Below are 13,568 nucleotides of genomic sequence, written 5' to 3'. Positions count from 1 at the left end.
GTAGGCGCTAGCCTTGGCGACGAGCTGACCTATACGATCACGGTAGAGAACACGGGCAACGTTACGTTGAGCAACGTAGCCCTTACGGATACGTTTGTAGATGCATTTGGTAATCCATTGACTCTTGTAACAGGTCCAACGTTTGTAAGTGCAGACCTTGGAAGTGTAGAGGGTACGCTTCAGGTAGGCGAGACAGCTACTTATACAGCTACTTATGTAATTCAACAGAATGCTGTAGATGCTGGTGCATTTTCGAATAGCGTTGTAGCCGATGGCGATAGCCCGGCAGGAACGAATGTTAACGATACGAGCGATGACGGTGATGATGCGGATGGTAATACAGAGGATGATCCAACTACTACTATTGTACTAGAAGATCCTAGTATTATTGCAGTTAAGACAGTAGCAATAAGTAACGATGTTGCGCCAGTTGGAGTAAGTCTTGGAGATGAGCTTACATATACGATTACGGTTGAGAACACGGGCAACGTTACGTTGAGCAACGTAGCCCTTACGGATACGTTCGTGGATGCCAACGGCAACCCGCTGACCTTGACAGGTCCAACGTTTGTAAGTGCAGACCTTGGAAGTTTAGAAGGCACGTTGCAAGTCGGTGAGACGGCAACCTATACGGCAACTTATGTCATCACACAGAGTGATATTGATGCTGGTGGATTAAGTAATAGTGTTGTAGCTGATGCTAATAGTCCAATTGGTACAGATGTAAGTGATACGAGCGATGACGGCGATGATACGGATGGTAATACAGATGATGATCCAACGGTTATTGTCATCCCTCAAAATCCATCTATAAGTTTAATTAAAACAACATTGCCATTGGAAGATACAAATGGTGATGGTATAGAAGGAAGTATCGATGACATTATCACTTATGTCTTTGTAGTAGAAAATACTGGCAATGTTACTTTAACTAATATTGAAGTTCAGGATGTTTTACCAGGGCTTAACTTAGTTGGTGGTCCAATTCCTGTATTAATTCCAGGTCAGGTAGATAACACCACATTTACAGCGACATATCAAATCACTCAAAGTGACTTAGATACAGGATTTGTAACAAATTCTGCCACAGTTACAAGTGAAGGGCCTGACGGTGATTTATTAGATCCTACTGATGACGTAGTTGATATAAGTGATGATCCAAATGACTTAAATAACAATGACAACAATGGTAATGGAAATCCAGATGATCCTACTGTAACAGCAGTAAACTCAATTTATGACCTTGAAGTTGATAAGGTTGTAGACCCAACCGATCAAGTTGTTGTAGGAGACGAAATAACCTTTACAATTGAGGTAGCTAACATTGGTAATGTAACGTCTACAGATATTGTAATAAGTGAGCAAATACCGAGTGGTTATGTATTCGTTTCAGCAATTACTACAGCAGGAACTTATTCTGAAGTAAGCGGTGAATGGATTATAGATCAACTAGATCCTGACCAAGTTGAAATCTTACAGATTACGGTTGAAGTTCTTGGTTTCGGAGACTATGTCAATTCAGCTTTTGTTCAAAGTTCGGTAGGAGGTATAGATATAAATCCTAATAACGACGAAAGTTCAGCTTCAGTAGATCCTATATGTTTAACTATATATAACGAATTTTCACCAAACGGTGATGGCGTGAATGAGACATTTGTGATTGATTGTATAGAGCGTTTCCCAAGTAACAAATTAGAAGTATACAATAGATGGGGTAACATAGTTTACTCTAAGAATAGCTATCTGAATGACTGGGACGGCACATCTAATGGCAGAACTGTAATAGACGGATCAAATAAATTACCTGTAGGAACATATTACTATGTTTTAGACTTAGGTGATGGTTCTGAACCACGAGTTGGATGGTTATACATTAATAGATAAAACTAATTAACACTTAATTATAAAATACGTTAAAAATGATACATAAATCATCAATAATAAAAGGATTAATAGCCGTAGTATTTATACTAATTAGTGCTAATAGTTTTGCACAGCAAGATCCTCAGTTTACGAACTATATGTACAATACGTTGAGTGTGAATCCGGCGTATGCTGGTCAAAGAGAGACTTTGAGTGTAGTGGGTTTACACAGGACACAATGGGTAGGAATTGATGGAGCGCCTCAGACTCAGACTTTAGGGATTCATTCTCCACTGAGAAATGAGCGCATTGGACTAGGTCTAAACATTGTCAATGATGCATTAGGTCCAGCAAGAGAAACGTGGGTAGATGCTAATTTTTCATACACTATTCCACTTAATGCTAATGATTTAAAACTATCATTTGGTGCTAAAGCTGGATTTCATATGTTAGATACCGACTGGAGTAAAGGTCGTTTTCAAGATCCAGATGTTGTATTTAATCAAAACTTGAATCTAATCTCGCCAATGATTGGAGCGGGTCTGTATATGCATACAAGAAAATGGTATTTAGGTTTTGCAATACCCAATTTTCTAGAAACAGAGCACTACGACGACTTCCAAGAATCAGTTGCAACAGAGCGTATGCATTTTTATGCGATAGGTGGTTATGTCTTTAATCTAAGTGAAACCTTAGAATTAAAACCTGCCTTTTTGGTTAAAGGTGTGTCAGGAGCACCTTTAATTGCTGACGTTTCAGCTAATTTTTGGTACAAGAAGAATTTAACAGCAGGAATTGCTTGGCGTTGGGATGATTCTGTAAGCGCACTGGTTGGATTTCAAGTAACACCTGGAATGTTCATTGGATATGGATATGACCTTACTACAACTGGTCTAAATAATTATAACAGTGGTTCTCACGAAATTACACTTAGATTTGAAGTGAAAAGACTAGGCAGAATTTTATCACCACGTTTCTTTTAATAAATTGAACATGAAAACAGTATTTAAATATTTATTATTTGCAATTGTAGTTGGCTCAACATCAATTTCATTTGCACAGCAAGGAAAGATCAAAAGTGTCGAAAATGATTACAGGGACTTTGCCTATGTAAAAACTAGTGAGGTTTTATTGGAGGTTGCTAATAAAGGCTACAAATCGGTTGATCTGTTTCAGAAATTGGCAAATTCTTATTATTTCAGAAATGAAATGGAAGATGCGGCCAAGTGGTACGGAGAGCTTGTAGCATTAAACGAAGTAATCGACCCTGAATATTATTTCAGATATGCTCTCGCACTAAAAGGAATAAAAGATTATAAAAAATCTGACATATGGATGAAGAAGTTCTATGAGCTAAAACCTAATGATATGAGAGGTAAGGCTTTTATGTCTATGGTTGACTATAGAGAAGCAATAGAAGAACTCAGCAGAGAGGATGTAGAGCCAATAAACCTTGAAATAAATACTGAGGTTTCGGATTTTGGAACTACAGAATATGAAAATAGTATTGTATTTGCCTCGTCTCGTGGTGGTGGTAGAAAATATAGATGGAATAATCAGCCGTATCTTGATTTATTCAGTGTAGAAAAAACAGATAATGGATTTGGTGAAGTAAAAGAAATTCAAGGCAAGGTAAATACTAAATACCATGAGTCAAGCGCCATTTTCTCACCAAATGGAAAATATATGTTCTTCACTAGAAATAATTTCATAGATCTTAAATATAAAGAAGATGAAGGAGGTATAAATAGACTGCAATTATATAGAGCAACATTAAGTGAGGACGGAACATGGGATGAGATTCATTCTGTACATTTCAATAGCAAAGATTATAGCGTAGCACACCCAGCTTTGAATCTATTGGGGAATAAATTATATTTTGCTTCTGACATGCCGGGAACATTTGGTCAATCTGATATTTTTGTGGTAGATGTGAAGGAAGACGGCACCTTAGGAGAACCAGAAAATTTAGGACCATCAATTAATACGGAAGGGCAAGAGTCATTCCCGTTTTTAAATACAGATGGTGATTTATATTTCTCGTCAAACGGTTATCCTGGTCTAGGCGGTTTTGATGTTTTTAAGTCGGAAGACCTTGATGCAAAAGTAAGAGCAGGGTCTAATAGAAATTTTCCTATTGAAAATGTAGGGAAACCTGTTAATAGCCCATTTGATGATTTTGCTTACTATGAGAATCTTGTAACCAAACGTGTTTATTTCAGTTCTAATAGAGAAGGTGGCAAGGGAAGTGATGATATCTATACTTTCGAAATACCTGAGTGTGATCAAATAGTTAGTGGTACTGTTCTGGATAAAGATACAGATGAGCTACTACCAAACTCTACGGTTGTTTTATTTGATGGCGAAGGTAACGAGTTGGAGCGCCTTACTGTAGGTCCAGACGCAACATTTCAATTTAGTCTAGATTGTGAAACGGAGTATTTGATTAGAGGTGAATTAGAAGCATTTATATCAGACGAAAAACGATTTACTACTCCTGAGAGAAAACAAGAATTATTGCTTCAATTATTACTAGATAGAGATGAGCAAGAGGTTGAACCGTGTGATGATTTAGCTAAGATTTTAGATATTCCAATTATTTATTTCGACTTTGATAAATCAAATATCAGATACGATGCCGAAATTGAACTTCAAAAAGTTCTCGCTGTATTAAACAAATATCCAACAATGACAATTGATATAAGAAGTCATACGGATTGTAGAGGCACAGAAACTTACAATGAAAACCTATCGGAAAGACGTGCCCAATCAACTAAAAAATACTTAATTGATAATGGCATTGCTGAAGATAGACTCACGGCTAAAGGCTATGGTGAATATAGATTGGTAAACGATTGTGGTTGTGAGCCAACAAACCAATCTAGCTGTTCTGAAGCTGACCATCAGTTAAATAGAAGAAGTGAATTTATTATTACAGGGATTAACGGTAAAACGTGTCCTGAAAAATAAATATTCAATTTTAAATAAAACACAAGCCGATTATATATTATAATCGGCTTTTTTTATGATATCCTTTACTTTTTTTAAGAGTATTGGTAGTAATTTTGCAATATGAAAGAAGATAAAGTCATCCTAGTTGATGAGAATGACAAAAAAATTGGTCTAATGGCAAAGATGGAAGCACATGAAAAAGCCCTACTTCATCGTGCATTTTCTGTTTTTGTATTCAATGACAAAAATGAGTTAATGCTTCAACAACGTGCATTACACAAATATCATTCTCCTGGATTATGGACCAATACGTGTTGCAGTCATCAGCGTGATGGTGAGTCAAATATTTCAGCAGGCAAGCGCAGGCTTCTAGAAGAAATGGGTTTTGTAACAGAACTTAAGGAAACAACATCTTTTATTTACAAGGCACCATTTGAAAACGGCCTAACCGAACACGAATATGACCATGTAATGATAGGTCACCATAACAATGATCCAATAATTAACAAGAATGAAGTGGCCGATTGGAAATGGATGTCTATTGAGGCAGTTAAAAGAGATATTTCTGAACACCCGGATTTGTATACAGCTTGGTTTAAGATAATATTTGAGAAGTTTTATGAACATATAAATCTAAAACAATCATGAGAGTTACCGTACACAGAAAAGCACATTTTAATGCAGCGCATAGATTATACAGAAAAGATTGGTCTTTTGAAAAGAATGATGAAATATTTGGAAAGTGCAACAATCCAAATTTTCATGGGCATAACTACGAACTAATAGCAAGTGTTACAGGAGAAATTGATCCTGAGACTGGCTATGTTATAGATGTTAAAATTCTCAAGGATATTATAAAGTCTGAAGTTGAGGATGCTTTTGATCATAAGAATCTAAATATTGAAGTTCCGGAGTTTCAGAACTTAAACCCAACAGTCGAGAATATTGCGGTTGTTATCTATAATAAGGTAAAAGCCAAATTAAATCCTAAATTTGACCTTGAAATTACACTTTACGAAACACCTCGTAATTTTGTAACCTATTCAGGTAAATAGATTTATGTGTAACTTATATCCGCTAAAATTCAATCCCATTTTAATGGACAAGTTTTGGGGTGGCTCAAAACTTAGTAAAAGACTAAGAAAGCAGTCTACTTCAGAGAATCTAGGAGAAAGCTGGGAGATTAGTACCGTGCCTGAAAATGTATCTGTAGTTGCAAACGGTACATTGAAAGGAACTGATTTGCAATACCTTTTAAATGAGTATAAATCCGATTTAATAGGATTAAAGAATTTTGAACGATTTGACACAAAATTTCCTTTGTTAATAAAATTTATCGATGCAAAAAAGGATTTAAGCATTCAACTGCACCCAGATGATGAGCTCGCTAAAAAAAGACATAATTCATTTGGTAAAACAGAGATGTGGTATGTGATGCAAGCAGATGAAGATTCAAATTTAATTATAGGTTTTAATAGGGACATGGATAAAAAAACCTATCTAAAACATCTCGCTAATAAAACCCTTACAGAAATATTAAATTTTGATAAAGTAAATGAAGGAGACAGCTATTTTATAGAGGCTGGTCGTGTACATGCCATTGGAGGCGGTGTTTTATTAGCAGAAATTCAGCAAACAAGTGACGTTACGTATAGAGTCTATGATTGGGATAGGGCAGATGCAGACGGTAAAGAAAGGGAGCTTCACAATGACATTGCAATTGATGCTTTTAAGTTTGATTTAAAGAATAATTTCAGGATTGATTACAGTAAAAATCCTAATGTATCAAACAAAATGGTTCAATGTCCATTTTTTACTACGAACTATTTGCCTGTGGATGGTACAGTTGAAAGGCAAAATACTTATGATTCTTTTATTATTTATATCTGTGTAAAAGGCAAGGTGAAAGTTGATTCTCGGCAATATTCAGAGACCATTTCCGAAGGCGAAACTATCTTAATGCCTTCTTGCATTAAAGACTTTACTCTAATTTCTACGAATGCTAAATTACTTGAGGTTTACATCTAAACTCAAAAAATAATACGTAGTTTTAAGTTAAGTATTTATTACTTTTGTACCTGTAAATTAAATGAAATATGGCCAATAAAAGAGACTTAAAGAAAGATATAAATTATGTTTTAGGCGACATCATTGAAGCGGTTTATATTTGGGAACTGGCAAATGCAGAAAAGCCAACGAAACAAAGTGAAGCAATAATAGATGAAGCTATTGCTACATTTGACGAATTAATTGCTAGAGTTAATGACAGAAGTGTTGAAGATAAAAAAGCACACTTCAAGGCTATCAGTAGCGATTTGGAAGCAAAAGGAAGAAGTTTGATCGAAAAGATTAATACGTTAAAATAAATCAATTTAGGTTAATAGTTAGACTTTAGATTACGTTTTTTGCCGATATAGCTCAGCTGGCTAGAGCAGCTGATTTGTAATCAGCAGGTCGTGGGTTCGAGTCCCTCTATCGGCTCTAAACAAAAAATAATCCAACTGAATTCAGTTGGATTTTTTATTGATCTCAAGGTACTATTCTATGTTTCTAGCTTCAATAAATTTTTTCAGCTTTTTGCCGTAAAACGATAATTTAATATTATCTGTGAGTTTATTATATATAGAGTCTATATAAATTGGATTTGCGCTTGGTACTTCATACAAGGCTAGGTAAGGGGCTATTTCGCTATCGGAATTATTCATGGCATATTGTATGGTGTAAGAGTACTTTCGTTTAATTAGTCGTTCAGAAAGTTTGGTAATTGAATCAAATGCAATAGAGTCACCATCCTTTTGAGCTAATAAGGACGCTTCTATTAAATCTAGGTTTTGATTTTTAAACTCTTCCATAATATCTAAATAAGAGTCAAGTAGTTTTTGTTGCTCTGAACCATTTATTTCTACGTCAAAATTAAAATTGTCTAAAGTTGTTTTTATTTCAGTAACACCTTTATCAGCAAAAAATGGAATGAAATGTTCTTCACCATCATTTTTAAATAGTTTTAAATAAAGTAGCATGGGTTCTTCTAAATTGGTTTCCAGAATAAATTCTTTCTCACCAATAATTTGAAGCGAATCTAAATTAACAATACTTGTGTCACTATCTTTTTGTAAATAAACTGTACCTTTCTTTAGTCCTTTTATACTGCCTTTTAATGTGAAGTTTCCTTTATCGTCGTGTCCACAGGAAACAAATAATGTAAATAGGATAAAAAGACCTAGTGCATTATAAAATTTTGTCATGTTTTGAAGTATTAACGGTTAAGTTACTGGAGCTATAATTCGCATTAATTCAGCTGTAAGCATGGCACCATAAGTTCCAACCACATATCCAAATACGGCTAATAAAACACCAACGGTAGCTAATGATGGATGAAAAGCGGCAGCTACCACGGGAGCAGATGCTGCACCTCCAATGTTAGCCTTGCTCCCCACGGCTAAGAAAAAATAAGGTGCTCTTATGAGTTTTGCAATGAGGAAAAGTAATCCTACATGTATTGCCATCCATACCAAACCTACCACAATTAACCCAGGGTTATCGGCAATCTTGGTAAGATCCATTTTCATTCCAATGGAGGCAACAAGAATATAGATGAAGACACTACCTATTTTACTTGCACCTGCGCCTTCATATTTTTTTAACCTGGTAAATGATAAAAGAATTCCCAGAATAGTAGCTATTGATATCATCCAAAAGAACTGAGATCCGAACGAAGACCAGGAAGATTTCTTGTCGCTTACAGCCTCGACATTGGCTTTTAAGAATTCGGATATTTCATTTGCTCCAAAATGAGAAAAACCAACAACGGTAAATGCCACACCAAGTATGACCATAAAGTCTGCTAAACTGGGATTTCGTGATATGCTGGCGGCATAACTTGAAACCTTTTCTTTCAATGTGTCAATTGCACTATTATCTGCTTTTAACCATTTGTCAATCTTTTTTTGTTTGCCAATACCAAGTAATAGTATTGCCATCCATATGTTTGCCACTACAATATCAACGATTACCATTCCAGCATAATTAGCAGTATTATATTCATAAATTTCTAGCATTGCGGCTTGGTTGGCTCCACCACCAATCCAACTACCGGCAAGTGTAGCCAGTCCTCTCCAAACGGCGTCTGCACCTGCACCTCCAACGGTTTCAGGAGATACTAAAGCAGTAAGGTAGACGGCAATGGGACCACCAATAACAATTCCAATTGTTCCCGTACCAAACATAGCAAGAGCTTTCCAGCCTAAATTAAATACAGCCTTTAAGTCTATGCTTATTGTCATTAATACAAGTGCAGCGGGAAGCATAAACCTACTGGCAATATAATAAGCCTGAGATTTCCCAGTAACTTCAATGAGTTGACCTTGTTCGTTTTCAATTCCCCATTCAGGAGCAATTAATCCAAATGTTGTTAGTGCTGCAGGCATCATATATGCCATTAATAAAGCAGGTATGTATTTATAGAATTTTTTCCAAAATTTGTTTTTACTGGTAGAGGTATAAAAAACAAACCCTAATGTCAGCATCAATAAGCCAAAAACAATAGTATCGTCTGTAAAAATAGGAGTAGTGTCCATAAGTTAGCTTTTAGAGTGGTGCAAAATACAAAAATTAAGTGCTAAAAAAAGTGACCTTAAAGATCACTTTTAATTTGCAGGCGGTTCCTTTTTTTTTGGTTGTCGCTTGTTTGCTTTTAATGACTGCATAAGCATCCATTCTATTTGTCCGTTGGTACTTCTAAATTCATCCGATGCCCATTTTTCAATTGCTTTTAGCATATCTTCATTTATCCTTAATGCAAATGCTTTTTTCTTAGCCATGGTCTTGCGCTTTAATCTTTGTTTTGTAGGTTGCTAGGATACTCTTAGCATCATTTTCTTTTTGTGTGCCAATTAGCAGCTTTTTACCATTTTTAAGCCGAAGCTGTATTCCTTTATCTCCAGAAACATTAATTGCGGTTCCTTTAGATTTTTTCCATAGTGCACCACCTTTAAATCCCCAACCGCCATATTCATTTAAGGCGTCATAGGTCCTTACGTAAGCTTCATCAATAGCGTTCCATGCGATACTTCGATATTTTAGATGAAACGGAAAAAATTTATAGTGTATACCATGTTCGTCTATACGTGTATAAAGTTTAAAAAAGAAGATTATGCATGAAGCTAGTACGATTATGCTAATCGTTACTACTAACTCTATTGGAGTAAAGCTACTTTGGTTTTTAAGGTACGCACCCAAAATTAAACCAAGAGGTACAAGCATACCTATGCCTAAAAGCAGGATAATCCATAATTGGTTAAACCGTTGTTCTTCTTTAAAAACTCGCATTATCTGTTTTTATCACGTTCAAAAACAACACTCATAAAACCTTGTGCTATGAAATTTACCTGCCAGCCCTCTCTGGCATATTGATTCAATAGGTCCTCGAAATTTTGAAGCCGATTTCTAAACCCCAATTTTGGCTGTATTACTTTATATTCTTTCATTTTATTATTCGTCTTTGTTCTGTAAAAATGCAAAAGCCACTATAGTACCCCCTATGATACCTATAAATTAACCCGATACTGTGCCCATTGCCACATTTCCAATAGTGGCACCAATTGTAACACCGATACTTGTACTGATGGCACTTCCAATACCAACACTATATATTTGATATTTATTCATTATTAATGATTTAATGTTCCTGTATTTACCACAGGCGATGCGTCTTTATCACCACATAATACAACCATTAAATTACTTACCATTGCCGCTTTACGTTCCTCATCTAATTCTACAACTTGATTTTTATTAAGTTCTTCAATTGCCATTTCAACCATACTCACTGCACCTTCAACAATTTTATGTCTCGCAGCAACAATGGCCGTAGCTTGTTGACGTTTTAGCATGGCGTTAGCAATTTCTTGAGCATACGCAAGGTAACCGATACGAGCTTCTAAAACCTCAATACCCGCGATTGATAAACGTTCATCAATCTCTTTTTCAAGAGCGTTACTTACTTCGTTAACACTCGATCGCAGTGTGATGTCCTCGTCATGGCCTTCATCAGCAAAGTTGTCGTAAGGATACATGCTTGCTAATTTTCGAACAGCGGCATCGGTTTGTACACGTACAAAATTTTCATAATTATCAACATCAAAGGCGGCTTTATACGTATCCTGAACGCGCCAAACTAGAATTGTGCTAATCATAACTGGATTACCAAGTTTGTCGTTAACTTTTAGTCGTTCACTATCAAAATTACTCGCACGAAGTGATATTTTCTTTTTTGTATAAAAAGGATTTACCCAGTAAAATCCATTCTTTTTTACTGTGCCCACATATTCTCCAAAAAGTAGGAGAACTCTAGATCCATTTGGTTGTACCATAATAAAACCAAACATAATTACAAGTGACAGGAATAATGAAATTCCTGGCCATGCTGTTTCGTAGGTAAAAATTAGCACGATGCTTCCTACAAACATTATTAGGAAAACTAACAACATCAGATAGCCATTTGCTGGGACAATTATTTTTTCTTCTTTCATGATTTAAAGGTTTAATTGGTTAATCATATAATTTATATTGATATTAAAATGATATCATAAAGATATACTTTATTTTGTTAGTATCCAAATTGAAGATTTTGTTACAAATTAATTGAAAGAAAATTTTAAGATAGTTTGGCACGAGGTTTGTTATATAATAATTGTAATGTTCCAGACGATAATTGCTTTAAGCAACATTACTTCAAAATCGTTGCATTACAATTTGGTTGGTTAGTTAGTAAAAAAGCATCTCATAATTGAGATGCTTTTTTAATTTTTAGGAGTTAGCTCTTATCCTTTAATAAAAGCTGTGATGTCTTCAATGAGTGTAGAGGATATATTTCTAAAAGCTTCATTGTATGATTTTGAATTTTCAAGATCATCTCCTTCAATTATAAAAAGCACATGGTTCATATTATCAATTATGCTTAGTTGTGCCTTTTCGTTAGCATTTTTTAAAAGTTTTGCTTCTTCTACGGATACTTGTAAGTCTTTAGTTCCATTAATAATGAGAATTGGTATTTGCAGATTAACAATAATTTCTGTTGGGTTGTAAGACATCCAGTTAATCATAAAGGGTTGAATATCTTTATTAAACATTGAGGCTAATGCGAGAGGATAGTCTTTAGTTGTTTCACCTTTTTTTAGGATATTCACAACACGTTCTGTATCAGATCGAAGCATTGGTGCAGTCTTACCAACTTGCTCTACAATTACATCACCAATATTTTGCCCAGCACCGGCTAACGAAATAAAGCCATCTACATTTTCTCTCGAAGCAATCATTCCTACCAAGCTACCTTGGCTGTGACCAATTATATAGATTTCAGAAAACTGTTCAGTTGACTTAAAATAATTAATTACATCGATAGCATCTTTAACAAAATCGTCAAAAAGTATATTCTTGTTAACATTGCCCATTTTAATTTGTTTTACAACGCGCTTATCAAATCTAAAGGTTGCAATACCATTTTTTGTCAAACTTTCTGAGAGCTTTTTAAGTGAATTATTTTTAAGGAAATTTTGATTGCCATTTCTATCCGTTGGTCCAGAACCAGCAATTATTATTGCCAGTTTAGACGAAAAAACATCTTTGGGAACTAACAGCGTACCGTCGATCCATTTAGAAATCTGTAAGTCTTGGGTATGAAAACCAGCATCATCTGCTTGTGAGAAACATAAATTGGCGATGAAGAGAACAATGACAAATCGGTAATTTTTCATGATAAGCTTTTAGTCAAATTTAATTATTAATTGATTTTTCTAGTTAAAACTAGAACAAAAATGAACAGGATTTAGTATCCAGAAGTTGTAGAAATCGTTTTTTTCGCTGTGCTTTTTATCGATGAAATGCATATTTTCATCTTTAAATGTTAAAATTACATGTAATACATCGATTAAATATGTTTTTAGACGTTAATATTAAAAGCTAATTCTATATTTGAAGTGTACTAAAATTTAGTTTTTAGTTCAATGGATTAATTAATTAATATTTGCATTATGTTATGTTGACTTAGAGACCCTAAATCTACTTACATAATAAAAAAGCAAATTAGAAAAACCGGGTTTGAGGGAACCCGGTTTTTTGTTTATTGGTCAATAAGTTTTCTAAATGTAAGATTAATACGTGGCCCAATTTCTTTTTTCGTTTTAGCAATTTGGTGTAGCCAGAAATGTTGCATTTCGCCTTTCATTATCAAAAGACTTCCATGTTGTAAGAGCAGTTTATGTCTTTCTGTTTTTAATTTCCTGTGCTTAAAGTGAAATGGGCGTTCCTCACCCAAGCTAATTGATGCTATAACGGGATTTTTACCAAGTTCTTTCTCGTTATCTGCGTGCCAACCGTTACTATCGCTCCCATTTCTGTATAAATTAATGAGTACGGTATTAAATTTTACCTGTGACTTTGTTTCAACCTCCTTTTTTATGATTTTTAAGTCATATGTAAAAGGTTCTGGATACATGATAATATCTGAGTAGCGGTATGGTTTTCCAGACGCTCCATATAGCGCAGTTAATCGAGGCTGTTTGTAGGTTTTACCAAAAACGGTGATGTCGTCATGTTGCCAATTTGTTTCTTTATTAATAGTATTAAAGTATTCATCTGCTTTTGGCCTTGAAATGAAATTGGGAAAATAGATGAGCTGGGCATTTGGTAATTTTAAAAATTCTTTCTTTTTGGAAAACAAGTCCATAGCTTATTTTTTGACTAAATTAGTACTT

The 13,568-nt window shown here is 34.9% G+C and carries 15 protein-coding genes and 1 tRNA gene; 8 read left to right on the top strand and 8 right to left on the bottom strand.

The features are described 5' to 3' along the window. From LBU54_RS05770 to LBU54_RS05735, 8 genes are all read left to right on the top strand, one after another. Positions 1-1,884, top strand: a 1,884-nt coding sequence (locus LBU54_RS05770) for a DUF7507 domain-containing protein (protein WP_224527056.1), incomplete at its 5' end; no start/stop codon positions are given. A gap of 35 nt (positions 1,885-1,919) precedes the next feature. Beyond that, positions 1,920-2,846: a PorP/SprF family type IX secretion system membrane protein gene (locus tag LBU54_RS05765; protein ID WP_224527054.1), complete on the top strand. Its 927-nt coding sequence runs from the start codon at positions 1,920-1,922 to the stop codon at positions 2,844-2,846. 10 nt (positions 2,847-2,856) lie between these two features. Beyond that, complete coding sequence (locus LBU54_RS05760) at positions 2,857-4,833, top strand: OmpA family protein (RefSeq protein ID WP_224527052.1); 1,977 nt, start codon at positions 2,857-2,859, stop codon at positions 4,831-4,833. Positions 4,834-4,935: 102 nt separating this feature from the next. Continuing rightward, a complete protein-coding gene (idi, locus tag LBU54_RS05755; protein WP_224527050.1) occupies positions 4,936-5,463 on the top strand; it encodes an isopentenyl-diphosphate Delta-isomerase in 528 nt (175 codons plus the stop codon). Continuing rightward, entirely contained in the window at positions 5,460-5,870 is a 411-nt protein-coding gene (locus LBU54_RS05750) for a 6-pyruvoyl trahydropterin synthase family protein (protein WP_224527048.1), read from the top strand. Before idi ends, LBU54_RS05750 begins: the two co-directional genes overlap by 4 nt. Positions 5,871-5,874: 4 nt before the next feature. Beyond that, entirely contained in the window at positions 5,875-6,843 is a 969-nt protein-coding gene (locus LBU54_RS05745; protein ID WP_224527045.1) for a type I phosphomannose isomerase catalytic subunit, read from the top strand. A gap of 68 nt (positions 6,844-6,911) precedes the next feature. Beyond that, positions 6,912-7,181, top strand: coding sequence for a hypothetical protein (locus LBU54_RS05740; protein ID WP_224527042.1), 270 nt, complete (start codon positions 6,912-6,914; stop codon positions 7,179-7,181). Between the two features lie 41 nt (positions 7,182-7,222). Then, positions 7,223-7,296, top strand: a tRNA-Thr gene (locus LBU54_RS05735). A 56-nt stretch (positions 7,297-7,352) separates the two neighbouring features. Here LBU54_RS05735 and LBU54_RS05730 read toward each other — a convergent pair. The 8 genes from LBU54_RS05730 to LBU54_RS05695 form a co-directional block, all read right to left on the bottom strand. Continuing rightward, positions 7,353-8,060 carry a DUF4369 domain-containing protein gene (locus LBU54_RS05730; RefSeq protein WP_224527038.1) on the bottom strand — a complete coding sequence of 236 codons (708 nt, stop codon included), beginning with the start codon at positions 8,058-8,060 and terminating at the stop codon, positions 7,353-7,355. 18 nt (positions 8,061-8,078) lie between these two features. Next, the gene (locus tag LBU54_RS05725) at positions 8,079-9,392 is read right to left on the bottom strand and encodes a DUF819 family protein (protein ID WP_224527035.1); all 1,314 of its coding nucleotides are present in this window, start codon (positions 9,390-9,392) and stop codon (positions 8,079-8,081) included. 69 nt (positions 9,393-9,461) lie between these two features. Further along, positions 9,462-9,635, bottom strand: coding sequence for an Arc family DNA-binding protein (locus LBU54_RS05720; RefSeq protein ID WP_224527032.1), 174 nt, complete (start codon positions 9,633-9,635; stop codon positions 9,462-9,464). Beyond that, positions 9,628-10,143, bottom strand: coding sequence for a hypothetical protein (locus LBU54_RS05715; protein WP_224527029.1), 516 nt, complete (start codon positions 10,141-10,143; stop codon positions 9,628-9,630). The genes LBU54_RS05720 and LBU54_RS05715 overlap by 8 nt, the downstream gene beginning before the upstream one ends. Further along, entirely contained in the window at positions 10,143-10,301 is a 159-nt protein-coding gene (locus LBU54_RS05710; RefSeq protein WP_224527026.1) for a DUF4177 domain-containing protein, read from the bottom strand. The genes LBU54_RS05715 and LBU54_RS05710 overlap by 1 nt, the downstream gene beginning before the upstream one ends. Positions 10,302-10,484: 183 nt before the next feature. Beyond that, positions 10,485-11,345, bottom strand: a complete 861-nt coding sequence (locus LBU54_RS05705) for an SPFH domain-containing protein (protein ID WP_224527025.1) — start codon at positions 11,343-11,345, stop codon at positions 10,485-10,487. 291 nt (positions 11,346-11,636) lie between these two features. Further along, complete coding sequence (locus tag LBU54_RS05700; RefSeq protein ID WP_224527023.1) at positions 11,637-12,569, bottom strand: alpha/beta hydrolase family protein; 933 nt, start codon at positions 12,567-12,569, stop codon at positions 11,637-11,639. A gap of 365 nt (positions 12,570-12,934) precedes the next feature. Further along, positions 12,935-13,540, bottom strand: coding sequence for an alpha-ketoglutarate-dependent dioxygenase AlkB family protein (locus tag LBU54_RS05695; protein WP_224527020.1), 606 nt, complete (start codon positions 13,538-13,540; stop codon positions 12,935-12,937). Positions 13,541-13,568 lie beyond the last annotated feature (28 nt).

The sequence above is a fragment of the Winogradskyella alexanderae genome, assembly GCF_020166335.1.
Classification (GTDB): domain Bacteria; phylum Bacteroidota; class Bacteroidia; order Flavobacteriales; family Flavobacteriaceae; genus Winogradskyella; species Winogradskyella alexanderae.
The sequence above is the reverse complement of the archived record's forward strand: the minus strand, read 5'-3'. Positions and strand labels throughout refer to the sequence as shown.

Bases quoted from the DNA above. Each gene is read 5' to 3' on its own strand.
- LBU54_RS05760 (WP_224527052.1), top strand. From the start codon at position 2,857: ATGAAAACAGTATTTAAATATTTATTATTTGCAATTGTAGTTGGCTCA.
- LBU54_RS05700 (WP_224527023.1), bottom strand. From the start codon at position 12,569: ATGAAAAATTACCGATTTGTCATTGTTCTCTTCATCGCCAATTTATGT.
- LBU54_RS05715 (WP_224527029.1), bottom strand. From the start codon at position 10,143: ATGCGAGTTTTTAAAGAAGAACAACGGTTTAACCAATTATGGATTATC.
- LBU54_RS05695 (WP_224527020.1), bottom strand. From the start codon at position 13,540: ATGGACTTGTTTTCCAAAAAGAAAGAATTTTTAAAATTACCAAATGCC.
- LBU54_RS05705 (WP_224527025.1), bottom strand. From the start codon at position 11,345: ATGAAAGAAGAAAAAATAATTGTCCCAGCAAATGGCTATCTGATGTTG.
- LBU54_RS05745 (WP_224527045.1), top strand. From the start codon at position 5,875: ATGTGTAACTTATATCCGCTAAAATTCAATCCCATTTTAATGGACAAG.
- LBU54_RS05750 (WP_224527048.1), top strand. From the start codon at position 5,460: ATGAGAGTTACCGTACACAGAAAAGCACATTTTAATGCAGCGCATAGA.
- LBU54_RS05725 (WP_224527035.1), bottom strand. From the start codon at position 9,392: ATGGACACTACTCCTATTTTTACAGACGATACTATTGTTTTTGGCTTA.
- LBU54_RS05765 (WP_224527054.1), top strand. From the start codon at position 1,920: ATGATACATAAATCATCAATAATAAAAGGATTAATAGCCGTAGTATTT.
- LBU54_RS05730 (WP_224527038.1), bottom strand. From the start codon at position 8,060: ATGACAAAATTTTATAATGCACTAGGTCTTTTTATCCTATTTACATTA.
- LBU54_RS05710 (WP_224527026.1), bottom strand. From the start codon at position 10,301: ATGAAAGAATATAAAGTAATACAGCCAAAATTGGGGTTTAGAAATCGG.
- idi (WP_224527050.1), top strand. From the start codon at position 4,936: ATGAAAGAAGATAAAGTCATCCTAGTTGATGAGAATGACAAAAAAATT.
- LBU54_RS05720 (WP_224527032.1), bottom strand. From the start codon at position 9,635: ATGGCTAAGAAAAAAGCATTTGCATTAAGGATAAATGAAGATATGCTA.
- LBU54_RS05740 (WP_224527042.1), top strand. From the start codon at position 6,912: ATGGCCAATAAAAGAGACTTAAAGAAAGATATAAATTATGTTTTAGGC.